Raw genomic sequence first — 23472 nt, forward strand, 5'->3', positions numbered from 1 at the left:
GTGGTGAAGTCGGCAGAGGATCAATGCCCGAAGACGCGTTCGACCTGCGCCCAGGCCGCTTCAGCTAGCGGACGAGCGCGGCGACCGGCCTCAAGCGCCTGCGCGCTGGAAGCATTGCCCTGCAATGCACGTGCCATGACCCCTTGCAATATGGCGGCGAGGCGGAACAGATTGAAGGCGGCGTAGAACTCCCAGTCACCCGCCGCGACGGGCTCGCGGCCCGTGCGCCTGCAATACTGCGCAACGTAGTCGGCCTCGCTTGGAATGCCGAGGGCCTTCAGATCGCCCCCGACCAGGCCGCGAAACTGCCCCGGCTCAAGCCGCCATGCCATGCAGTGGTAGGCAAAATCGGCCAGCGGGTGGCCCAGGGTCGACAGCTCCCAGTCGAGCACCGCCAGAATACGCGGCTCGGTGGGGTGGAAGACAACGTTGTCCAGCCGGTAGTCGCCATGCACGATCGCTGTCTCTTCCCCTTGCGGAATGTGCTGCGGCAGCCAGTCGATGAGCTGATCCATCGCAGCGATCGGCTCTGTTTCGCTGGCGCGGTATTGCTGCGTCCAGCGCGATATCTGTCGGGCGATGTATTGGCCCGGCTTGCCATAGTCGGCCAGGCCAAGTGCGGCGTAGTCGACGCGGTGCAGCGCCGCGATGACCCGATTCATCTCGTCGAAAATCGCGGTGCGCTCGTCGCGCTGCATGCCGGGCAGCAGCGGATTCCACAGAATCCGGCCTTCGACGAAGTCCATGATGTAGAACGACGTGCCGATGACGCTCTCATCCATGCAAAGCACACGCATCTGCGGCACTGGCACGTCGCTTTCGCCAAGTGACCGCATGACGCGAAATTCGCGGTCCACCGCATGGGCCGAGGGCAGCAGCTTGCCCGGTGGCTTGCGCCGCAGCACATAACGCTGCCCATCGACTGCGGTAAGTAAATATGTTGGGTTGGACTGGCCCCCTTTGAACTGCGCCACCTGCCACGGCCCTTTTGCCTGCGGCAGGTGCTTGCGCAGATAGTCGGCCAGCGCCGCCTCGTCAAAGGCCAGTGCCGGAACGACGTCGCGAGTGTCGGCTTGCATGGAGCGTCCTATTGTCGAATCGGTCGAATCGGTCGAATCAGCCGGATTAGTCAGACCAGCTTGACCAGTTGCTTGCCGAAATTGCGCCCCTTGAGCATGCCGATGAAGGCCTCGGGCGCATTTTCAAGTCCGTGGGCGATGCTTTCGCGGTAGTGCAGTTTGCCCGCCGCTACCATGCCGCCAAGTTCACGCAGCGCTACTGGCCATTGCTCCATGTGCTCCGAGACGATGAAGCCTTGCAGCTTCAGGCGGTTGATCAGCACTGTGCGCACGTTTTTCATGCAGTAGGGGTCGGTTGTGTTGTAGTCGGCGATCATGCCGCACAGGGCGATCCGAGCAAAGGCGTTGGTGCGCGCCAGCAGCGCGTCGAAAATTTCGCCCCCCACGTTCTCAAACAGGCAGTCAACACCCCTGGGCAAGGCGGCTTTCAAGTCGTCTTTGAGTTTGCCCGCCTTGTAGTCCACACAGGCGTCGAAGCCCAGTTCTTCCACCACATAGCGGCATTTCTCCGCACCGCCGGCCACGCCAACCGCACGGCAGCCCTTGGCTTTGGCAAGTTGGCCCACCACGCTGCCCACCGCGCCTGAAGCCGCTGTCACCACCACCGTTTCGCCCGCTTTGGGTTCGCAGATGGCGTTCAGCCCGTACCAGGCCGTGACGCCTGGCATACCCACCGGGCCAAGGTATGCGGCCAGCGGCACGTGCGTGGTGTCAACTTTTTGCAGCATGCGCCCCGGGGCCACTCCATACAACTGCCAACCCAGCATGCCGACCACTTTGTCACCCGGCTTGAAATGAGGGTCGCGTGAAACCACGACTTCACCCGCCGTACCGCCCACCATCACCGCACCAAGTGCCACTGGTTCGGCATAGGACTTGGCGTCCGACATGCGGCCGCGCATATACGGATCGAGCGAGAGCCAGTGGTTGCGCACCAGGACCTCGCCTTCGCCCGGCTCTGGAATGGGTCCTTGTTCAAGCCGGAAATGGAGTGCTTCGACCCAACCCTCCGGGCGCCCGGCGAGCAGTATTTGTTGGTTTTGATCGGTCATGGCAGTTCTCCTGAAAAGTTGTTGCGCGATGCGGCCGCGGCGGGCGAACTCCCGGTTCAGATCGCGCTCGAACCGCCGTCCACCGCGAGGCACTGGCCGGTGATATGGCGTGATGCTTCACTGGCGAAAAAGACCGCCGCGCCCATCAGGTCCTGCTCGCCACCGAGACGTGCCAGCGGAGTCTTCTCTATCACCTGGTCGCGCATCGCATCAAGCAAGCCGGCAGTCATTTTGGACGGAAAGAAGCCGGGCAGAATCGCGTTGACGCGAATGCCGTGCTGCCCCCATTCCGCCGCCAGTGCGCGGGTGAAGTTCACCACCGCACCCTTTGAGGTGTTGTAGGCGATGGTGCGCATGGGCGGCGGGTTGCCGCGCAGCCCCGCGATGGAAGCGATGTTGATGATGCTGCCTCGCCTCGCCGGAATCATGCAGTGCTTGCCGATTTCGCGGCTCAAGAAGAACACCGCGTCGACGTTCAGCCGCATGACCTTGTCCCAGGCTTCGTCCGGGTAGTCCTCCGCCGGGGCGCCCCAGGTCGCGCCGGCGTTATTGACCAGGATATCGATTCCACCCAGCGCCGCACGCACGCTTTGCACCAGCGGGGCGATGACCTCGCGCTGCGATAAATCTGCAGGAAAGATCTGCGCGTCAATTCCAAGCCCACGCAAGTGTTTCTGTGCCTGCTCCAACTCACTGGCTTTACGAGCAACGAGTGCCAGCCTGGCCCCCATTTCCCCCAGGGCCTGCGCCATTTGCAGGCCCAGCCCTCGCGATCCGCCCGTGATCAGGGCGCAGCGCCCGCTGAGATCGAATAGTCGGTGCGTGGTGGATGTCATGGTGGCTCCAGATCAGTTGGGTTGATGGCTAGGGCTTAGGACCGGCTCTAAAACCAGGCATCCTGCATCAGGCGGCAGATGGAATTGCGCTCGGCGGCGACTTGCAGCCACGCCTGAATTTTTGGCAGTTCATAGGCGTAAAAATAGTGGCATGCCTGCAATTTGCCTTGCAAAAAATCGCGGCGATCCGACTCTTGCAAGGCCGCTTGCGCAACCAGCGCCACGTCCAGCCAAATCCACGCCAGCACGACATGACCGAAGGCTTGTAGATAGGGCGTGGCATTGGCCAGGGTTGCAGCCGGGTCGTTGCCCTCCCATGCTGCGCGCGTCGCTACGAGCAAGTCATCCAGCGCAGCATGCAGCGCAGCGCCATGCGGCTGTAGTGGTGGTGAGTTCTCGGCCTGGGTTGCGGTGGCACCCACGCGCGCAGCCAGCAAGGCCAAACCTGCGCCGCCATCCATCACCACCTTGCGACCGAGAAGATCGAGCGCCTGGATGCCGTGCGTGCCCTCGTGAATCATGTTCAGCCGGTTGTCGCGCCAGTATTGCTCCACCGGAAAGTCACGCGTGTAGCCGTAGCCGCCATGCACCTGAATGGCCAGACTGTTGGCTTCCAGGCACCATTCAGACGGCCAGCTCTTGGCAATCGGCGTGAGCACTTCGAGCAGTAATGCCGCTTCGCTCGCCGCGGTTGCACCGCCCGTGCGCTGCTCGTCCACCAGCCGCGCACAGTACAGCTCCAGCGCCACTGCGCCTTCTGCATAGGCTTTTTGCGCAAGCAACATGCGCTTCACGTCGGCATGTTCGATGATGGACACCTGTGGTTGGCTCGGATCCTTGCCCGACGGCCCTACCGGGCGCCCTTGCGGGCGCTGGCGGGCGTAGGCCAGTGCTGCTTCATAGCCTGCCATACCGAGCATGGCGGCAGACAGCCCGACACCGATGCGCGCCTCGTTCATCATGTGGAACATGCAACGCAAGCCCTCGCCAGCAGCGCCGACGCGCCAGCCGATGGCGCCCGGCGCACCGCCCGCTGGATACCGGCCATCACCAAAACTGAGCAGGGTGTTGGGCGTGCCGCGCCAGCCACATTTGTGATTCAACCCAGCCAGGGTGATGTCGTTGCGGTGGCCGGTTAGTTGTCCACTGGCGTCGACCAGCATTTTTGGCACGATGAACAGCGAGATGCCGCGCGCACCGGGCACCAGCTTGCCGTCCGCGCCTGGAATCTTGGCCAGAGCGAGGTGGACGATGTTGTCGGTGAGTTCGTGCTCACCCGCGGAAATCCACATCTTGCTGCCGAACAGGCGGTAACGGGGACCCAGTACGTCGGCCTCGAAATCAGGGCCATCGGGCATGGCACGGGTGGCGATGTCCGACAGGCTGGAGCCCGCTTGCGGTTCGGACAGGCACATCGTCCCGGCCCAGCGACCATCGAACTCGGCATGGGCAAAGACCTGCTGCTGCCTGGGCGTGCCATGTGCCATGAGCAAATTGGCGTTGCCCACGGTGAGCATTCCCGCACCGATGCCGACCGAGGCCTTGGCGAAAAATGCATTGGCCGCGGCTTCCACTGTGTAAGGCAGTTGCATACCGCCGATGGACTCATCCTGCGCTGCGGCCAGCATGCCAGAGTCGGCGTAGGCGCGCCAAGCCGCGTGCGTGGCTTGTGGCAGGATGACGCGGTCGCCGCTCTGCCGTGGCTCCTCGGTATCCACCAGCCGGTTAAACGGCGCGTATTTGTCGCGGGCGATGCGCTCGCAGGTGTCGAGCACCTGGGCAAAAGTATCTGCGTTGTGCTCTTTGTAGCGCGGCCTAGTGCACAGGCTGGTCACGTCGAGCCAGTCGTGTAGCAGGAAGTCGATGGTTTGGCGCATGGCGCATTGGCTTTAGGCAAACGGGCCTCAGAGCACCTCGAACAAGCCCGCAGCGCCCTGACCGCCACCGATGCACATGGTGACGACCACATATTTCGCTCCGCGGCGCTTGCCCTCGATCAGCGCATGACCCACCAGCCGCGCGCCGGTTACGCCGTACGGATGTCCCACCGCGATGGCGCCGCCGTTGACGTTCAGCCTTTCGTCGGGAATGCCGAGCTTGTCGCGGCAATAAATCACCTGCACCGCGAAGGCCTCGTTGAGTTCCCACAGGCCGATGTCGTTCATCTTCAGCCCGGTGCGCTGCAGCAGGCGCGGAATGGCGAACACCGGGCCGATGCCCATTTCGTCGGGCTCGCAACCCGCAACGGCAAACCCGCGGAAAGCCCCCAAGGGCTGGAGTCCGCGCTGCTCGGCCAACTTGGCGTTCATCACCACGCAGGCCGATGCGCCGTCGGAAAACTGGCTGGCGTTACCAGCGGCAATCACCCCGCCCGGCAGGGCCGGACGGATTCGGGATATGCCCTCCAGCGTGGTGTCTGCGCGAATGCCTTCGTCAGCGCTCAGCGTGACTTCCCGCGTCACAAGCTGGCCAGTGGCCTTGTCAGCCATACCGGCGCGTACCGTGATGGGCACGATTTCATCGAGGAACTTGCCTGCGGCCTGCGCCGCTGCTGCGCGCTGCTGGCTGCGGGCGCCGTATTCGTCCTGCAACTGGCGCGAAATGCCGTATCGCTTGGCCACGCATTCCGCTGTTTGCAGCATGCTCCAGTACAGCTCGGGCTTGTGCTGCAGCAGCCAGGGTTCGCGCAGCATGTGCGTATTGGCGCGATCGTTCTGCACGCAGGAAATCGACTCCACGCCACCGGCCACCATCACCGGCACCTGATCCACGATGACGCGCTGCGCTGCGATCGCAATGGCTTGCAGCCCGGAGGAGCAAAAGCGGTTGACGGTGGCGCCGGCCGTGGTGACCGGAAGGCCGGCGCGCAGGGCAATCTGCCGCGCGACATTGCCGCCCGATGCGCCTTCCGGATAGGCACAACCGATGATGCAGTCTTCTACCTCGGCAGCATCGATGCCTGCGCGCTGCACGGCCGCCTGAACGACATGGCCGCCCATGGTGGCGCTGTGCGTGAGGTTGAGCGACCCACGCCACGACTTGGCAAGTGCCGTGCGCGCAGTGGAAACAATGACGGCTTCAGTCATGGAACACTCCGGTGTAAGAGGTTGCAAGCTAGGCGTTGAATCGTGCCGCGCCTGTTGGTTGACGACAGCGTGAACATCGCAATACGGGGCTCAGGCGCCGCTGAATGTCTTGCCCTGCTCGGCCAATTCAGCCAGCAGCGGCGCGGGTTGCCAGAACGCGGCATCGCCCCCGGGTTGCGCTGCGAACTGGCGCATGCGACGTACCACCATGGCGAGGCCGATCTGATCGGCATAGCCCATCGGCCCGCCACGCCAGGCCGGAAAGCCATAGCCTGCGAGATACACCATGTCGATGTCGGAAGCGCGTTGCGCGATGCCTTCGGCCAGCAGGCGCGCGCCTTCGTTGACCAGGGCATAAAGGCAGCGGTCGACGATTTCGGCATCGTCGATTTTCCGTGGCGTCACGCCGATCTCCTGACGGTAGGCCGTAATCAGCGCATCCACCTCGGGATCGGGTAGCGCGGCACGGTTGCCGGCCTCGTAGCGATACCAGCCCTTACCGGTTTTCTGGCCATAGCGACCTTGCTCGCACAGGCGGTCGGCCAGGCGCGAGTACATGACGTTGGGTTTTTCCACATAGCGCCGCTTGCGTATGGCCCAGCCGATGTCGTTTCCGGCCAGGTCGCCCATGCGGAACGGCCCCATCGCCATGCCCCAGGCTTCCAGCGCCCGGTCTACTTGCTGCGGGCTGGCGCCCTCCTCCACTAGAAAATTGGCCATGCGGCCGTAATGCTCAATCATGCGGTTGCCGATGAAGCCGTCGCACACACCAGACACCACCGCCGTCTTGCGTATGGTCTTGGCCAGCTTCATGACGGTGGCCAGCACATCCTTGGCCGTGGCCTTGCCGCGCACGACTTCGAGCAGCTTCATCACATTGGCCGGGCTGAAAAAATGCATGCCGATGACGTCTTGCGGGCGCTTCGTGCAAGCGGCGATGGCGTCGAGGTCCAACGTGGAGGTGTTGGAGGCGAGGATGGCACCTGGCTTGGCGATGGCGTCAAGGCGCTCAAATACATCGCGCTTGACCTCCATGGTTTCGAACACGGCTTCGATCACCAGGTCGCAGTCGGCCAGTTGCGCAAAGTCCAGCGTGGGGCGCAGCAAGGCCATGCGCTTGTCGACTTGCTCAGGCTTGAGCTTGCCTTTCTTCGCCGAGTTGTCGTAGTTCTTGTGGATGGTGGCCACACCGCGATCCAGCGCCTCCTGCGTGGTCTCAACCAGAGTGACTGGAATGCCGGCATTGAGAAAGTTCATGCTTATACCGCCGCCCATGGTGCCCGCCCCGATCACGCCCACCCGGGCGATGGGACGAGTCGGCGTGTCGGCTGGCACGTCGCCAATCTTGGAAGCGGCGCGCTCGGCAAAAAACGCATGGCGCAGCGCTTGCGATTCGGGCGTGGCCATGAGCATGGCAAACAAGCTGCGCTCCCGCAGCATGCCTTCGTTAAAGGGTTTGAGCGAACCCGCCACCGCCTCGACGCATTGCAGCCGCGCCGGTTCGTGCGGAAATTGCGCGGCCACTGTGGTGCGAGTGAACTGAATGAAAGCCTCGGCGTTGTCGTGATTGACGGCAAGGTCGCGCACGCGAGGCGTGGGTTTTGTCGATTCGGCTAAATGACGTGCGAATGCAGCCGCAGCGCCCACCACATCGTCTTCGACCACAGCATCGAAAAAGGCCGTGGCAGCCAGCATCCTGGCGGGCACAGCCTCGCCGGAAACAATCATGTTCATTGCATGTTCCAGCCCCACTGCGCGCGGCAGGCGTTGCGTACCGCCGGCGCCGGGCAGCAACCCGAGCTTGACTTCCGGCAGTGCGATCAGCGCCGAGGCCAGCGCCACGCGGCCATGGCAACCCAGTGCGAATTCCAGCCCGCCACCCATGCAGGTGCCATTGATGGCAGCGACCACTGGCTTGGTACAGGCTTCGGCTACGGCAATGACGTCGAGCAGATGCGGCGACGCCATGGATTCCGGCCTGCCGAACTCGCGAATGTCCGCCCCGCCGGAAAACAGAGCGCCGGCGCCGGTGACGACGATGCCGATCACGCCAGAATCGGCCATTGCAGCGTCGATGGCCTCCACCAACAAGCGGCGCTGCTGTCTGCCGAAGCCGTTGACGGGCGGGTTATCGAGGGTGAGTACCGCGATGCTGCCAAGGCGCGATGTGTGAACGCTGCTCATTCTGTCTCCTGGAAAGTGAACTTGTCGCCTTGCGGTTCGATTCGGACACGAAGCTCGGTGGGCGCTCGTCACGTATTGTTCCGCTAAGCAGAACTTTGTTTTGATACCGATCAATGCTAGCCTGATGCAAATGAGTTGTAAAGCTACCGTTCATCCGACATCGCCATGCAAAAAATTCATGTTTTACTCACCAAAGAAGAGCTTGATCACCAACGTCTTGAAGGCCGCGTAGTCATCGTGCTGGATGTGCTGTTTGCCACCACCTCGGCGCTCACGGCACTGCAAGCCGGCGCCAGTGCGGTCATCCCCGCGCTCGACGCCGAGCATGCGCGCAGCATCGCCGCCAGTCTTGCTCCCGCCCGCGCGGTGCTAAGCGGCGAACTCGATGCCGAAACCCTGCCCGGCTTCGTCCACCCCACCCCGCTGGCCTTGCTGCGCCAAGACCTGCAAGACCGCATCCTGATTTACAGCACCACCAATGGCACCGTCGCACTGCATAAAGCGCAGCAAGCCGCCGCGCAGGTGTACGCCGCCAGCTTGCGCAACGCCCAGGTAACCATTCAGCATGTGCTGCGCGATCACCCGCACAGCAGTGTTCTGGTGGTCTGCGCAGGCTCGAGCGCGCAGTTCAATCTGGAGGATTTCTACGGGGCTGGCCTGCTCGTGCATGGCTTGCAGCAAGCGCCTGGGGCTCGCAGCTATTCCGATGCAGCGTTGGCTGCCGCGTTACTTACGCAAGGCAGCGATGCGCTGCGTTGCTTGCGCGCATCGCGCGTGGGACGCTTGATGACCTCGCGCGGACTCGACGCCGAAGTCGACTACGCCGCGCAATTGCATGCAGATTCAGGCGTTGCACGGCTGCACAACGGTCGCCTGGTGCGGGTACCTGCGTAGGAAGCCTTTCGACCTAGACCATCAACACAAGAAGCCTTGCATGTTGCAACACCACGATGTGATCCTGTCTGACGGCCAGCGGCTGCACGTCGCCAGTAGCGGCAAAGTTGGGCGACCTCTGCTGATGTTCGCGCACGGCTTCCCCGAATGCTGGGCGGCCTGGCAAACCCAGCTGGCCGCTTTTGGCCAGGATCACTTTTGTCTCGCACCAGACCTGCGTGGCTACAACTTGTCCGGCAAGCCCGAGGGTATTGCCGCCTACCGGGTGCAACCGCTGATGGACGATTTTCTCGGTCTGATGCGGCACTTCGGCTATGAGCAATGTGTGCTAGTGGCGCATGACTGGGGCGGCGCCGTAGCCTGGAGTCTGGCAGCGCGTGAGCCAAGGAGTCTGTCCAAGCTCGTCATCATCAACTCGCCTCACCCCATTCCCTTCGCCCGCGCCCTTGCCCACAACCCAAAACAACAGGCTGCCAGCCAATACATGCTGCGCTTTCGCGAAGCCGATGCTGCGGAATTCCTGTTGCAAGACGATTGCGCCCGCTTGCTCGCGCTCTTCCGCCATCCCATCACGGGGAAATCAGCGCTGGATGAAACCGAAATTGCGCTCTACAAACAGGCCTGGAATCGGCCCGGGGCAATGGACGCGATGCTCAACTATTACCGCGCATCTCCCTTGGTGCCGCCCACTGCCGGGCAGGCTGGAGCAGCGGGCTTGAAGCTTGACCCTGAGGATTTTCTCGTGCCCATGCCCACGCTCGACATTTGGGGTGAGCAAGATCAGGCGCTGCTGCCCGTGCTACTCGAAGATCTTGGAGCCGTGGTGCCCGACTTGCATATTTACCGTGTGCCGGGTGCTTCGCACTGGGTGGTGCATGAGGAACCCGATGCGGTTGAGGCCGCCATACGCAGTTTTCTGGCGGCAACCTGAGCTGCTACTTGCTCAGGTCGAACTGACTTAGCGGGTCGCCAAACCTTCCAGATGCTGCACTATGGCGAGGAGTTTGGGGCGCACCTCATTGAGCAGAAAATCGGGTGTCAACTGGAACGCCGGGCCACCGCAATTCATTGCCATTAGCGGCATGCCATTGCCGGGGTCAAAACCCACGGCAATGGCGTTCACGTCTGGCTGCCAGTCGCCGAACGAGCAGGCCACACCGAGGTTGCGATAGTCGCTCAGCGCCCTGTCGATACCGCGCTTGAGCGTCGGCCACGCCAACTCATCAAGCGCAGCGAGGTCGTCGAAAATGGCCGCACGCTCACGCTCGCCAGCCACGGCAAGGTAAGCGCGCCCCATGGCCGTGGTGGCAATAGGGATACGCGAGCCCACGTCCAGACTCAGGGTCAGCGCCGAAACGCTGCGGCAGTTTTCCACGTAAATCAGCGAGAGCCGGTCGCGGGTTCCCAGCGACACCATGCCCTTGGATGCATCGGCCAGTTCCTGCATCAGAGGCCTGGCGATTTGGCGAATGTCCATGCGTGCCAGTACCGTGCTGCCCAGCGATAGCGTCGCGGCCCCGAGTCGGTACTTGCCGCTGTCTGCGTCTTGCGTCAAGTAGCCCAATCGCGTGAGCGTATAGGTCAGGCGCGAAACCGTGGACTTGGGCAGCTTGCAGCGCTGGGCGATATCCAGATTGCCCAGCGCCTTGTCGCGTGAGCGAAAGCTCGACAGCACCTCCAGGCCGCGCGCTAAGGCAGTGACGAACTGCCGCTGGTCCTTGGGTACGGTGTCGGCAGGGGCTGCTGCCTGGATTGACTCGGTGTTGATGCGGCGCGCGTTCATGAGCTGTGTGGGTGTTGTGCTGTCTCGATGGTCGTTGCCACGCCGAGCGGTGTCTGGTGATGAGAGTCATCGCGCACGAAGCATCGTCGAGTGCATCGTGATGAACTGACTCCAGCCTTGACACGCCGGAAGGCAAGTCGAACAATCGGCATCATATTTCATGGAACATTGTTCCGCACGGCGGTTTTTACATTGATTCGACTTTCATCAAATTTTCATACTTTTTTATGGTCAGCCCGCCATTTTCATGGGGACGATTCCTTGCACCTGGATCTGCAAATCTCGGTCGACAAGCGTGCTGTGCATGGTGCCGCGCCCGAGTTTTGTGCACGAGAACTTGCCCCAAGATGTTGCAGGCCGTCCGCCATGAAACCACCGACCCTGGGCTGTTCCACGCCTTTGACGACATGGGATTGCCGGATTCCTCGCTACCGCCAACTTACAGCAAGGCAAAAGTCGGCTCTTTCGGCCTGTCGGAGATTGAATAAGGCTCCGATCCTGACGGCCTGCAAACTCGCACACAAGAAGAGATGCACGCACGCACTAATCCGATGGTGCGCGCAGACCGGCATTCAGGCATTTACGACCTAAACAGGTACGCCAGATGAACATGGATTTCGAACCCGATTTCACTCCGGAATACGCACCGTTTCGCGCTGAAGTTCGTGCATTCCTTCATGACAAACTGCCCGCATCGCTACGCCACAAGGTTCTGCATGGCTTACGTTTGAACAAAGACGATTTTGTACTCTGGCAACGCATCCTCCACGCCCATGGATGGGGCGCGCCCAACTGGCCATTGCAGTATGGCGGCACATCGTGGAACGCCGTGCAGCAAGCCATTTTCGATGAGGAATGTGCCCGGGCCGGAGCGCCGCGACAACTGCCATTCGGCCTCAAGATGCTGGCCCCTGTACTGATGCGTTTTGGTACGGAGACGCAGCGCAAGACGCTGCTACCTGGCATTGTCAGTGGAGATGTGTGGTGGTGTCAGGGCTATTCCGAACCAGGCGCTGGCTCGGATCTGGCATCGCTCAAAACCCGCGCGGTGCGTGATGGTGACGACTATATCGTTACCGGCCAGAAGACCTGGACCACGCTTGGGCAATATGCAGACTGGATGTTCTGTCTGGTACGCACCGACACGGCAGCCAAGCCACAGCAGGGTATTTCCTTCCTGCTGATCGACTTGCGTTCGCCCGGCGTCAGCGTGCGTCCCATCATCACTCTGGACGGTGAGCACGAGGTGAACGAAGTCTGGCTCGACGCCGTGCGCGTGCCCGTGGCCAACCGTGTCGGCGATGAAAACCAGGGTTGGACCATTGCCAAATATCTGCTGGGGCATGAGCGCAGCAATATTGCCGGAGTCGGCATCGCCAAGCGGGAACTGTCGCGGCTGAAAGATCTGGTCGCGCTTGAATCGAAGCCAGGGAGAACGCTGCAGGATGATCCGCTGTTCGCGTCACGCATTGCCCAACTGGAGATCGACCTGTTGGCGCTGGAAATTACGCAACTGCGCATGCTGCAACGCGAAGGCCCACCCGGACCGGAAAGCTCGATGCTCAAGGTGCTGGGCAGTGAGTTGCAACAGCGTGTGGCTGAGCTGCTGATGCACGCCGCGGGTCATCGCGCCCTGTCCTTCGAATTCCAAACGCCGGATTCCGGGAACAAAGACGAGGACGAGAGTGGCAGGCTGGCCGCGCAATACGCCAATTGGCGCAAGCTTTCCATCTTTGGTGGCAGCAACGAAATTCAAAACGGCATCCTGGCGCGTGCGCTGGGCCTGTGAGGAGGCGCACCATGCAGTGGCACGCAACGGAACAACAAAGCCAACTGGCTGACGCCCTGGAGCGCTTCATGCAGCGCGACTACAGCTTCGAACAGCGCCGCGCGCTTGCGGCTGGCGCGGGTTTCAGTCCGCAGTCCTGGGCCCTGCTGGCCGAGCTTGGCATAACCGCGCTGCTGGTGCCCGAGACCTTCGGCGGCCTGGGCGCAAGTGTGCAGGACGGCCTGCATGCGCTGCAGACCCTGGCGCCTGCGCTGCCCCTGGAGCCCGTGGTCGCAAGCAGCCTCCTGGCCACGCATCTGCTGAGCGGGTGCAGCGAAACGGCAGCAGCGCGTGCCTGGTTGCCGCGCATGGCTGAAGGCCGAGCGATTGCCACGCCTGCGCACTTCGAGGCCGAGCAAGGCTTCGCCACCGAGCAACCGCAAACCCAGGCGCGACACGACGGCGATGGCTGGCTGCTGCACGGCGCAAAGAGTTTGGTGCTGCAGGCGCAGTTTGCCGATGTGCTGCTGGTCTCGGCAACAGCTGGTGATGGACAAATGGCTTGGTTCGCAGTGGAGCCAGGCAGCAGCGGCGTGCATCTCCGCGCCTATCCCCTGCTCGATGGCCAGCGTGCCGCCAACGTGGCGTTCGACGGCGTGCGCCTGCCTGCTGCAGCCCGGATAGACCGGCCCGGCCAGGGCGCTGCGCTATACGGCGCCATGCACGATGTCTGGCTCGCCGCACTGTGCGCCGAGGCCGTCGGCATCCTTCAAGCCACGCTGGACGCCACCGTGACTTACCTCAACACACGCCAACAATTCGGCCAGCCCATAGGCCGCTTTCAGGTGCTGCAACACCGCGCCGTGCGCATGTGGATGGAGCTTGAGCAGGCACGATCCATGGCCTTGCTTGCCGCCGATGTCTGCACACAGGGCGACGCCGTGCACCGCACCCGACTTCTGGCGGCCGCCAAAGCCCGTGTCGGCCAGGCTTGCAGCTATGTGTCGCAACAGGCCGTGCAATTGCACGGCGGCATGGGCATGACCGACGAGATGCAGGTGAGCCATTGGTTCAAGCGACTCACCGTCATCGAACTCTGGCTGCACGATAGCGACAGCCATTTGCAGCGCTACGCTAACAGCCTGCGCGCAGCCTGACGCACTCTGGAGTCCAGCCATGCCCGTACGCAATGCCCGCGCCGTTGTCTGCCGTGGACCGGATCGGCCGTTTGAAGTTGAGACCATCCACGTCGACCCGCCGCGCCGCAACGAAGTCACCATCCGCCTAGCCGCTTGTGGGGTATGCCACAGCGACCTATCGGCGACGAATGGCACCATTCCCATGCCACCGCCTTTGGTGCTGGGGCACGAGGGCGCAGGCGTCGTCGTCGAGATCGGCGAAGGCGTGACCGAGCTTGCCGTTGGCGATTCCGTGGTGACTTCCTTCGTCAGCATGTGTGGCCACTGCCGCTATTGCCAGACCGGTCGGCCGCAATTATGTGATCAGGCTGCCAGAACCTTGACCACGCTGCCCGATGGCAGCGTACGCAGCTTCGACACGGACAACCAGCCGCTTTCGGTGTTCTCAGGTTGCGGCGTGATGGCTGAATTCGCCACACTGCATGTTGACAACGTGGTGAAAATCGACGCCGCCATGCCGCTGGAACCAGCCTGTTTGATTGCATGTGGCGTGATGACTGGCGTGGGCGCGGCCTTCAACACCGCGCGGGTGGAGGCCGGCTCCAGCGTGGTCGTGTTTGGCTGCGGTGGTGTGGGTTTGAGCGCCATTCAAGGCAGTTCCATCGCAGGAGCCGCAAGCATCATCGCCGTGGACACCATGGCGCACAAGCTTGAATTCGCCCGCCTGTTCGGCGCCACGCACACCATCGACGCCAGCACCGATTCGAATGTGGTCAAGACCATCAAGAAGCTCACAGGCGGCGGCGTGGACTACGCCTTCGAGTGTGTCGGTTCGGGCGTGCTTGTCGCACAAACCTACGCCAGCTTGCGCAAAGGCGGAACTGCCGTGGTGGTCGGTGTGGCGGCGCAGGCCGACACCACCAGCGTGCGCACCGCCAGCCTGACCTTTGAGGAAAAAACCCTCACCGGCAGCATGTATGGCTCGGCGCGACCGCGCCAGGACTTTCCGCGGCTGATTGCGCTCTACCGCAGCGGACGGCTGAAGCTCGACGAACTCATCACCCAGCGCTACACCATCGAACAAGCCGCGCAAGCCTTCGCCGACTTGCAAGCCGGGCACAACGCCCGTGGCGTCATCGTGTTCGACCCCGACTGAACGTCAGGCTGCTCCTGAAACCCACTCACAAAACCACCATGCAAATCTACCAAGACAACATTGCTGTCATTACCGGGGCCGCCGGTGGTATTGGTCTCGCCCTGGCGCGGCAGGCGGCCAGGCGCAATATGAAGCTGGTGCTGACCGACCTCGACACCGAACGCTTGCACCACGCTGCAGCGAGCCTCGACCTGCCGCCCGAGCGCCTGCTGCTGCATACCGCCGACGTCAGCCGCGAGGCCGATGTGTCAGCCCTGGCCGATGCCAGTTTTGCCCGCTTCGGCGCTGTGCACCTGCTGTTCAACAACGCTGGCGTGGGCTACAGTCGCTTGACCACCGAGCACAGCACCGCTGACTGGGAATGGGTGCTGGGGGTCAACCTGATGAGCGTGGTTCACGGCATTCGCCAATTCGTGCCGCGCATGCAACGGCAAAGCGAGCCCAGCCATGTGGTGAACACCGCCTCTGCAGCAGGCTTGGTGTCCAGTCCCGGCATGGCGGCCTACAACGTGAGTAAACATGGCGTTGTCACTTTGTCGGAAACCTTGTATGCGGAGCTTGCCGAGCAGGCATCGCAAGTCGGTGTTTCGGTGCTTTGTCCGGCCTGGGTACCCACCGGCATCAACCAGAGTGCGCGCCACCGCCAGCCGCGTTTCGGCACCGAACCCGAGTTGACGCCGCAATCGGCCGCCTATGCCCAGCGCATGGCCCAAGCGGTGCAGTCCGGCAAGCTCACGCCTGACGACATTGCGGGCATCACCTTCGCGGCCATAGAGCAAGGCCAGTTCTACATCGTGCCGCACCGCAAAATTCTGCAGGCGGTGGAGTTGCGCGCTCAGGATATGGTGCTGGGCCGCAACCCCACGCCACTCACCCCGCCTGCCGCGTCCACGCCAAGCAAGGCAGCGGAGGCGTCACGATGAAAGCCTTGCTCTGCACAGCCTATGGCCCGATTGATACCTTGCGGCTGCAAGATGCCCCTGATCCAGTGCCGGCAGCTGGCGAGGTGGTGGTTGCAGTGCGTGCCTGCGCACTGAACTTCCCTGATGCGCTCATCGTCCAGGGCCTTTACCAAGCCAAGCCTGCCCTGCCTTTTTCACCCGGCGCCGAGTTCTCCGGAATCATCCTCCAGGTGGGCGCAGACGTGACGGCCTACAAACCTGGCGATGCCGTCATCGCCTTCGCCGGTCACGGCGGCCTGGCCGAGCGCTGCGCAGTGGATGCGCAGCGCATCATGCCTTTGCCGTCCGGCATGTCGTTCGAGCAGGGCGCGGCGTTCATGCTGACTTACGGCACCTGCATCCATGCGCTTAAAGATGTCGCACAGTTGCAACCCGGCGAGACCTTGGCCGTGCTGGGTGCGGGTGGCGGCGTGGGGTTGGCCGCAGTTGACATTGCCAAGGCCATGGGCGCGCGGGTGATCGCCGCTGCTTCGAGCAAGGCCAAGCTGGAATTGGCGCAGCAGCATGGCGCTGACACGCTGCTGGACTATGCCAGCGAGGACCTGCGCCAACGCCTGATGGAACTGACAGACGGCAAAGGCGCAGACGTGGTGCTGGATCCTGTGGGTGGCGTTTACGCCGAAGCCGCGCTGCGCGCCACGGCTTGGCGTGGCCGCTACCTAGTGGTGGGTTTCGCTGCGGGCGACATTCCCCGCATCCCTCTGAATCTGGCGCTACTGAAGGAGCGTCAGATTCTCGGCGTGTACTGGGGCGAGGCCTTGCAGCGCAACCCCAGGCAGCATGCCGCCAACGTGCGGCAATTGCTGCAGTGGTTTGTGGCTGGGAGTGTGCGCCCGGAAATCACGGAACAGCTGGGTTTGGAGCACGCCACACAAGCCCTTCTGCGGCTCAGCCAACGCGAGGCCAAGGGCAAGATCGTGGTGCGCATCATGGCCGAATCCAGGGTCTGAATCAACAGCCGTTCGGCATGTGAGGTTAGGTTTCATTCGCCCCTCAGAGCCACACCCCTTTTTGAGAATAATGCAGCCATAGGGGCGCAGCTCTCCAGTCGCAACGATCGCACTTAGAAAGCATGAAGATCAATGCCTGCCATTTAAATCGGAGCTGTTGGCGCCGATCGGCAGCTCGTCCCGTCGCGCAGCAATTTGCCGCCCCGAATCGGAGCCAAGACGATGCAACTTAATTCAAATGGTTTGACCATCGGCGCCGTCGCCAAGGCGGTCGGCGTCAACGTCGAAACCATCCGGTTCTACCAGCGCAAGGGCTTGCTGGGTGAACCCGAGCGAACCCAGGGAAACTTCCGTCATTACGGGCCCGGTGACGTTGCCCGCCTGCGTTTCATCAAATCGGCCCAAGGTCTGGGCTTCAGCCTCGACGAGATTGCCGGTTTGCTGCAGCTCGATGACGGCATGCACTGCGACCAGGCGCGTGAGCTCGGTGAGCGCAAGCTCCGCGATGTGCGCACCAAGCTCGACAACCTCAGGCGCATCGAGGTGGCGCTGGCCGAGATGATTCGCGCCTGCGCCTGCAGCGATGGCTCCATGTCCTGCCCCCTGATCGACGCGCTCCACGGCGAGGTTCACGCTCCCTGACCAGCCAGGTTCCAGCGGCCGTGCGTCGGCTGAACGGCAAAGGCCATGCCGCCTTGTCAACCAAGGCGCGATGCGGCTTGACTCTGTACTTTGGTACGGCTCTACAGTGCCGACATCGTCCACTCCATGGAGTTTCGGCATGTCGCAATCCAGACCACCACACGCGCCCACAGGGCGCGGCGCGCTGTTCGCCGGCGGGCTCGCGGCCATCCTGGCCTCGACCTGTTGCCTGGGCCCGCTGATCCTGCTGTCGCTGGGCATCAGCGGCGCGTGGATCGGCAACCTCACCCTGCTTGAACCGTATCGGCCGATTTTCATCGGCGCGGCTCTCATCGCCCTGTTCTTCGCCTGGCGCCGCCTGTTCAGAGCGCCTGCAGCCTGCAAACCGGGCGAGGTCTGCGCCATTCCCCAAGTCAACGCCACCTACCGGCTGCTGTTCTGGATCGTCGCCGCGCTGATCGTCGTGGCGCTGTCGTTTCCCTATGTCGCTCCCCTGTTTTATTGAATCGAAAGGAATCCTCATGAACAAGCTCCTGACTGCTATTGCCGCCGCCTGCGTTTTCAGTGCCCCTGCCTGGGCTGCCGAGCAGACCGTGACCCTCGCCGTGCCGGGCATGACCTGCGGGGTCTGCCCGATCACCGTGCACAAGGCGCTGACCGCCGTTCCCGGCGTGGAAAAAGTCAGCGTGGATGAGATGAAAAAAGACGCCGTGGTCACCTTCGACAATACCAAGACCAACGTCAAGACCCTGATCAAAGCCACCACCGATGCGGGCTATCCCTCGACGGTCGTGCAATAAACCGACCATGATGAGCCGATCGCGCTTTGCTATGGCCGCAGCGCACGCGACCGGCCGATCTGAACCGGCCCCCTCCAACTCGAAGAGAAGCCCATGGAAATCCTGAGCATCAGCGGTATGACCTGCAACGCCTGCGCCACCCACGTCAAAAGCACCCTGGAGAGCCTGCCGGGCGTGAAGTCCGCGCAGGTGTCGTACCCGCTGGGGACGGCCGAAGTCGTGGCCGATGACAGCATCTCGTTCGAGGCGATGGCTGCGGCCGTGGCCAAGGCGGGCTACGCGGCAAAGCAGGCGGATCGTGCGCCGACACCATCGTACGGTTCGACCGACTCGGCCCGTTCTACCCATCCTGCCCGCGGTGACGCCAGCGATCTGCGCATCGCCGTCATCGGCAGCGGCGGCGCGGCCATGGCGGCGGCGATCAAGGCGGCCGACAGCGGCGCGCGCGTCACGCTGATCGAACGCGGGGTGATCGGCGGCACCTGCGTCAACGTCGGCTGTGTGCCGTCCAAGATCATGATCCGCGCTGCGCACATCGCCCAGTTGCGCCGCAGCAGCCCGTTCGACGCGGGCATCCCACCCACCTCCCCCACCATCCTGCGCGACAAACTGCTCGCGCAGCAGCAGGCGCGCGTGGATGAGCTGCGCCACGCCAAATATGAAAGCATCCTCGAGGGTCAGCCCGCCATCGCCACCCTGCACGGCACCGCCCGGTTCCAAGACGCCCGGACGCTGGCCGTGACCCTGCACGACGGCAGCTCACGCCAGGTGAGCTTCGATCGCTGCCTCATCGCTACCGGCGCCAGTCCGTCCATTCCTCCGATTGCGGGACTGAAGGGCACGCCGTACTGGACGTCGACCGAGGCGCTGGAGGCCGATACGATTCCGCCGCGCCTGGCGGTCATCGGCTCTTCTGTCGTCGCGCTGGAGCTGGCCCAGGCCTACTCCCGCCTGGGCAGCCAGGTCACCCTGGTCGCGCGCAACACCCTGCTGTCGCGCGACGATCCGGCCATCGGCGAGGCGTTGACCGCCGCACTGCGCGAAGAGGGCCTCACCGTGCTGACTCACGCCCAAGTCAGCGCGGCAGCCTACGCCGACGGCTGCTTCGCGCTGAGCACGAACCAAGGCGAGATCCGCGCCGAGCGCCTGCTGGTGGCCACGGGCCGCGCGCCCAACACCGCGGCGCTCGATCTGCACGCTGCAGGCGTGCAGTGCGATGCGCACGGCGCCATCGTGGTCGATGAGCATTTACGCACCAATGTGCCGCACATCTACGCCGCTGGGGACTGCACCGATCAGCCGCAATTCGTCTATGTGGCCGCAGCCGGGGGCACGCGTGCCGCCGTCAACATGACCGGTGGCGAGGCGACGCTCGACCTCTCGGCCATGCCGGCCGTGGTGTTCACCGATCCGCAAGTGGCCACGGTGGGGCTGACCGAGGCGCAGGCGCAGCGACAAGGCATCCAGACCGACAGCCGCACGCTGAGCCTGGACAACGTCCCTCGCGCCCTGGCCAACTTCGATACGCGCGGTTTCATCAAGCTGGTCGCCGAAGCTGGCTCCGGACGCCTGCTCGGCGTCCAGGCGGTGGCCGCCGAGGCAGGCGAACTCATCCAGACGGCCGCGCTCGCCATTCGCAACCGCATGACGGTGCAGCAACTGGCCGACCAACTCTTCCCCTACCTGACCATGGTCGAAGGACTGAAGCTGGCCGCCCAGACCTTCACCAAGGATGTGACACAACTGTCATGCTGCGCGGGGTGAGCCGATCGAAGCAGAGACCTTGCCCCTGTTCGACATAGTCCATAGCCACCTGGTTACGCGGCTTGTTTTGACTGGCCCGCGTGCCAGTTTGCTTCGTACTTCATTGGGCTGACCCACGGGCTCTCGGTCGGCGCATGATCCCAGCCGTTGCCCTTGCGACTCATCGACCAGCTTCGCGCGCTCTTTGGACTTGAGTTTGTGGACTTGAGTTTGCCGCGGAGCGCCGAACGCCACCCATTTGGCGTGGTCTGCGGAAGGTCACCGGAATCCGGGCGGTGTTCCAGGCCGCCCTCAATTCCTTGCAGGATCGCCGCCTGCACTGGGATGTGGTCGAATCGCTGAGATGAACTGATGCGACCTTGTGGGTGACTGTGGCGGCATCGTGGTCGGCAATGCCTGCGCGCATCAAATCGAACGTCCGACGAATCTCCACCCTCATCTTTTCGGCTCGATTCTTGATGTGCCCTCTCAGATAGATATCGCAAACATCGCGTACCGTTGGGCTCTGGCATTTACCCGGTGTGGGCGCCATGAGCTTTCCCGGAAAGAGCATGAGAGCAGCGCGCGCCAAACTCCATAATTGGCACAGAGGTCAGCGTAAGTTTTTCTGGAAGGCGAAATTTCTGGCGTAACTTTTTTATCAACGCCCAAAAAGCTATGCCTGAATCATGAGTGCAGAGATGTGGCGCAGGGCGATGTTCCGATTTCTCAGGCTCTCGCCACGCGCTCGATATGCTGAAAACACCTCTTATTAACAATAACTTAAAAAATTTTATCAAGGAAATCAATTGAGTAGCATTTCCGCGCACACCCCGCTGATGCAGCAATACCTGCGCATGAAGGCGGAGCATCCCGGCACGCTGCTGTTGTGTCGCATGGGCGATTTCTACGAACTGTTTTACGACGACGCCGAGAAGGCCGCGCGGCTGCTCGACATCACGCTGACCCGGCGCGGTCAGTCGGCGGGCGAGCCGGTCATCATGGCTGGGGTGCCGGCGCAGGCGCTCGATGGCTATCTGGCCAAGCTCGTCAAGCTCGGTGAGTCGGCGGCGATCTGTGAGCAGATCGGCGATCCGGCGCAGGCCAAGGGGCTGGTCGAACGCCGTGTGGTGCGGGTGGTCACACCGGGCACGCTCACCGAACAGACGCTGCTCGACGACAAGCGCGACGCCATTCTGCTGGCCATTGCGCCGCCGAAATCGGCGCGTGGCGAATGGGGGCTGGCGTGGATGGCGCTGACCGGCGGCGGCCTCACTCTGGCGCAGTGCGAAGCGGCCGCCCTGCCCGACTGGCTGGCCCGCATCGCGCCTGCCGAGGTGTTGTGGCCGCAACACCAAAGCCTGCCTAACGAACCTCGTTGGCCCCATACGACCGAGCGACCGGAATGGCATTTCGACGCCGCGCTCGGTCTGCGCAAGCTCTGCGCGCAATTGCAGGTGGCGCATCTCGACGGGTTCGGCGCGCAAGCCCTGGGCGCGGCACACGCCGCCGCTGCCGCCTTGTTGACCTACGCTGAGCAGACCCAGGGTGGCACGCTGCCCCTGCTGGCCGATCTGCGCGTTGAGCGAGCCGAGCACAGTCTGCGGCTGGACGCCGTGGCCCGCCGGAATCTGGAGATTCTGCAACCCTTGCGCGGCGAAGACAGCCCCACGCTGCTTTCCCATCTCGACAGTTGTCAGACTGCGGCGGGCAGCCGCCTGCTGCGCGACTGGTTGCAGGCGCCACCGCGTGACGCCAACGTCGCCCGCGCGCGCCACGCCGCTTTGCAGGCACTGATCGACGGCGACTTGGCGGCATTGCGTGGCAGCCTGCGCGGCATGGCCGATCTGGAGCGCATTGCCGCGCGCATCGCGCTGAAGCAGGCCAAGCCGCGCGAACTGTCGGCGTTGCGCGACGGCCTGCAGCGCCTGCCTGCACTGCGTCGCCAAGCGGCTGCGTTCGAACGCTGCGCCTTGCTGCAAACCATCGATGAGCAGCTTGATTTGCCACCCGAACCCGCCGCCTTGCTGCAACGCGCCATCGCGGCCGAGCCGGCGCTGAATCTGCGCGATGGCGGTGTGATCGCCGCCGATTTCGATGCCGAACTCGACGAACTCCGCGCCATCGACACCGACTGCGGCAGCTTTCTCATGGAGTTGGAACAGCGCGAGCGCGCACGCACCGGCATCGCCAATCTGCGGGTGCAATACAACAAGGTTCACGGGTTTTTCATCGAAGTCACCCACGGCCAGACCGACAAAGTGCCTGACGACTACCGACGCCGGCAAACGCTCAAAGGCGCAGAGCGCTACATCACCCCGGAACTCAAGGCTTTCGAGGACAAGGCGCTTTCCGCGCAGGATCGCGCACTGGCGCGTGAGAAAGTCTTGTTCGAGGGCGTCGTCGAAGCGCTGCAACCCGCGCTGGCCGATATCCGCCGCGCCGCACAGGCCGTCGCCCTGCTCGACACCCTGGCCGCCCTGGCCGAGCGCGCGAGCACCTTCGGCTGGGTCTGCCCCGAGTTCGTCGGGGTGCCGGGCATCGACATCGTGGGTGGCCGCCATCCGGTCATCGAGAGCCGGGTCGACCGCTTCATTCCCAACGATTGCCAGCTCGACGAACAGCGCCGCCTGCTCATTCTCACCGGGCCGAACATGGGCGGCAAATCCACTTATATGCGGCAGACCGCGCTGATCGCCCTGCTCGCCTATCTCGGCAGCTATGTCCCGGCCCGCAGCGCCCGCATCGGCCCGCTGGACGCGATTTTCACCCGCATCGGCGCTTCCGACGATCTGGCCGGCGGGCAATCGACCTTCATGGTCGAAATGGCCGAAACCGCGGCGATTCTGCGGCAGGCCACACCCCACAGCCTGGTGTTGATGGACGAGGTCGGGCGCGGCACCTCCACCTTCGACGGCCTCGCGCTGGCCGCGGCCATTGCGGCGCAGTTGCACGACCGCAACCGCAGCCTCACCCTGTTCGCCACGCATTACTTCGAGTTGACGGACTTGGTGCTGCGCCACCCGCAGGCCGTCAATATCCATGTGGGCGCAGCGGAAACACCACAGGGCATTGTGTTTCTGCACGAGGTGCGCGAAGGGCCGGCCAGCCGCAGCTATGGCGTGCAGGTCGCCCAGTTGGCGGGGGTGCCGCCTGCCGTCATCCGCGACGCCCGCAAGCGGCTCGACGCGCTGGAACGCCAGCATCAGCAACAGGAAGCGCAGCTCGATCTGTTTGCCGCTTCTGCAGCAATCGATGAAGCAGAGCCAGCGCCAGCCCCCACGCACGAAGCGCTAATTGAGGCGCTCGATGACACCGATCCCGACACCCTCACGCCGCGCCAGGCGCTTGAAACCCTCTACCGTCTCAAGGCCTTGCGCGAGCTCGAATGACGCAGC

20 protein-coding genes are annotated in these 23472 nt (G+C 63.3%); 13 read left to right on the top strand and 7 right to left on the bottom strand.

What is annotated here, in order from left to right; all coding sequences use genetic code 11:
- Window positions 1–20: 20 nt before the first annotated feature.
- From B3H47_RS01010 to B3H47_RS01035, 6 genes are all read right to left on the bottom strand, one after another.
- Complete coding sequence (locus tag B3H47_RS01010; protein ID WP_286730147.1) at window positions 21–1079, bottom strand: phosphotransferase; 1059 nt, start codon at window positions 1077–1079, stop codon at window positions 21–23.
- Window positions 1080–1129: 50 nt separating this feature from the next.
- The gene (locus tag B3H47_RS01015) at window positions 1130–2131 is read right to left on the bottom strand and encodes an NADP-dependent oxidoreductase (protein ID WP_286985457.1); all 1002 of its coding nucleotides are present in this window, start codon (window positions 2129–2131) and stop codon (window positions 1130–1132) included.
- Between the two features lie 56 nt (window positions 2132–2187).
- Window positions 2188–2967, bottom strand: coding sequence for an SDR family oxidoreductase (locus tag B3H47_RS01020; protein WP_286985458.1), 780 nt, complete (start codon window positions 2965–2967; stop codon window positions 2188–2190).
- 47 nt (window positions 2968–3014) lie between these two features.
- Window positions 3015–4844 (bottom strand): acyl-CoA dehydrogenase, encoded by a 1830-nt coding sequence (locus B3H47_RS01025; RefSeq protein ID WP_286985459.1) that lies wholly within the window; start codon window positions 4842–4844, stop codon window positions 3015–3017.
- Window positions 4845–4871: 27 nt separating this feature from the next.
- Window positions 4872–6053 (bottom strand): acetyl-CoA C-acyltransferase, encoded by a 1182-nt coding sequence (locus tag B3H47_RS01030; protein ID WP_286985460.1) that lies wholly within the window; start codon window positions 6051–6053, stop codon window positions 4872–4874.
- 90 nt (window positions 6054–6143) lie between these two features.
- Window positions 6144–8237: a 3-hydroxyacyl-CoA dehydrogenase NAD-binding domain-containing protein gene (locus B3H47_RS01035; protein WP_286985461.1), complete on the bottom strand. Its 2094-nt coding sequence runs from the start codon at window positions 8235–8237 to the stop codon at window positions 6144–6146.
- Window positions 8238–8402: 165 nt separating this feature from the next.
- Between B3H47_RS01035 and B3H47_RS01040 the strand changes: the two genes are divergently transcribed.
- Window positions 8403–9131, top strand: a complete 729-nt coding sequence (locus tag B3H47_RS01040; RefSeq protein WP_286985463.1) for a 2-phosphosulfolactate phosphatase — start codon at window positions 8403–8405, stop codon at window positions 9129–9131.
- Between the two features lie 40 nt (window positions 9132–9171).
- Entirely contained in the window at window positions 9172–10062 is an 891-nt protein-coding gene (locus B3H47_RS01045; protein WP_286985464.1) for an alpha/beta fold hydrolase, read from the top strand.
- 27 nt (window positions 10063–10089) lie between these two features.
- On the opposite strand, the gene B3H47_RS01050 is transcribed toward B3H47_RS01045, so the two are convergent.
- Window positions 10090–10914, bottom strand: coding sequence for an IclR family transcriptional regulator (locus B3H47_RS01050; protein ID WP_286985466.1), 825 nt, complete (start codon window positions 10912–10914; stop codon window positions 10090–10092).
- Window positions 10915–11261: 347 nt separating this feature from the next.
- Between B3H47_RS01050 and B3H47_RS01055 the strand changes: the two genes are divergently transcribed.
- The 11 genes from B3H47_RS01055 to mutS all read left to right on the top strand — a co-directional run bounded on the left by B3H47_RS01055 (window position 11262) and on the right by mutS (window position 23466).
- Entirely contained in the window at window positions 11262–11402 is a 141-nt protein-coding gene (locus B3H47_RS01055; protein WP_286985467.1) for a hypothetical protein, read from the top strand.
- Between the two features lie 116 nt (window positions 11403–11518).
- Window positions 11519–12703 carry an acyl-CoA dehydrogenase family protein gene (locus B3H47_RS01060; RefSeq protein WP_286985468.1) on the top strand — a complete coding sequence of 395 codons (1185 nt, stop codon included), beginning with the start codon at window positions 11519–11521 and terminating at the stop codon, window positions 12701–12703.
- Between the two features lie 11 nt (window positions 12704–12714).
- A complete protein-coding gene (locus B3H47_RS01065; RefSeq protein WP_286985469.1) occupies window positions 12715–13839 on the top strand; it encodes an acyl-CoA dehydrogenase family protein in 1125 nt (374 codons plus the stop codon).
- 19 nt (window positions 13840–13858) lie between these two features.
- On the top strand, window positions 13859–14977 hold the full coding sequence (locus tag B3H47_RS01070; protein ID WP_286985470.1) for a Zn-dependent alcohol dehydrogenase: 1119 nt from the start codon (window positions 13859–13861) through the stop codon (window positions 14975–14977).
- A 38-nt stretch (window positions 14978–15015) separates the two neighbouring features.
- Complete coding sequence (locus B3H47_RS01075) at window positions 15016–15900, top strand: SDR family NAD(P)-dependent oxidoreductase (protein ID WP_286985471.1); 885 nt, start codon at window positions 15016–15018, stop codon at window positions 15898–15900.
- Complete coding sequence (locus B3H47_RS01080) at window positions 15897–16889, top strand: NADPH:quinone oxidoreductase family protein (protein WP_286985472.1); 993 nt, start codon at window positions 15897–15899, stop codon at window positions 16887–16889. Before B3H47_RS01075 ends, B3H47_RS01080 begins: the two co-directional genes overlap by 4 nt.
- Window positions 16890–17111: 222 nt before the next feature.
- On the top strand, window positions 17112–17531 hold the full coding sequence (gene merR / locus B3H47_RS01085) for an Hg(II)-responsive transcriptional regulator (protein WP_286985473.1): 420 nt from the start codon (window positions 17112–17114) through the stop codon (window positions 17529–17531).
- 139 nt (window positions 17532–17670) lie between these two features.
- On the top strand, window positions 17671–18036 hold the full coding sequence (gene merT, locus B3H47_RS01090) for a mercuric ion transporter MerT (protein WP_013123235.1): 366 nt from the start codon (window positions 17671–17673) through the stop codon (window positions 18034–18036).
- Between the two features lie 16 nt (window positions 18037–18052).
- A complete protein-coding gene (merP, locus tag B3H47_RS01095) occupies window positions 18053–18331 on the top strand; it encodes a mercury resistance system periplasmic binding protein MerP (protein ID WP_276708648.1) in 279 nt (92 codons plus the stop codon).
- 93 nt (window positions 18332–18424) lie between these two features.
- A complete protein-coding gene (merA, locus tag B3H47_RS01100; RefSeq protein ID WP_286985474.1) occupies window positions 18425–20095 on the top strand; it encodes a mercury(II) reductase in 1671 nt (556 codons plus the stop codon).
- 818 nt (window positions 20096–20913) lie between these two features.
- The gene (gene mutS, locus B3H47_RS01105) at window positions 20914–23466 is read left to right on the top strand and encodes a DNA mismatch repair protein MutS (RefSeq protein WP_286985501.1); all 2553 of its coding nucleotides are present in this window, start codon (window positions 20914–20916) and stop codon (window positions 23464–23466) included.
- The last annotated feature ends 6 nt before the right edge of the window (window positions 23467–23472 follow it).

The sequence above is a fragment of the Thiomonas sp. UBA7699 genome (assembly GCF_002482605.1).
GTDB lineage: Bacteria > Pseudomonadota > Gammaproteobacteria > Burkholderiales > Burkholderiaceae_C > Thiomonas > Thiomonas arsenitoxydans.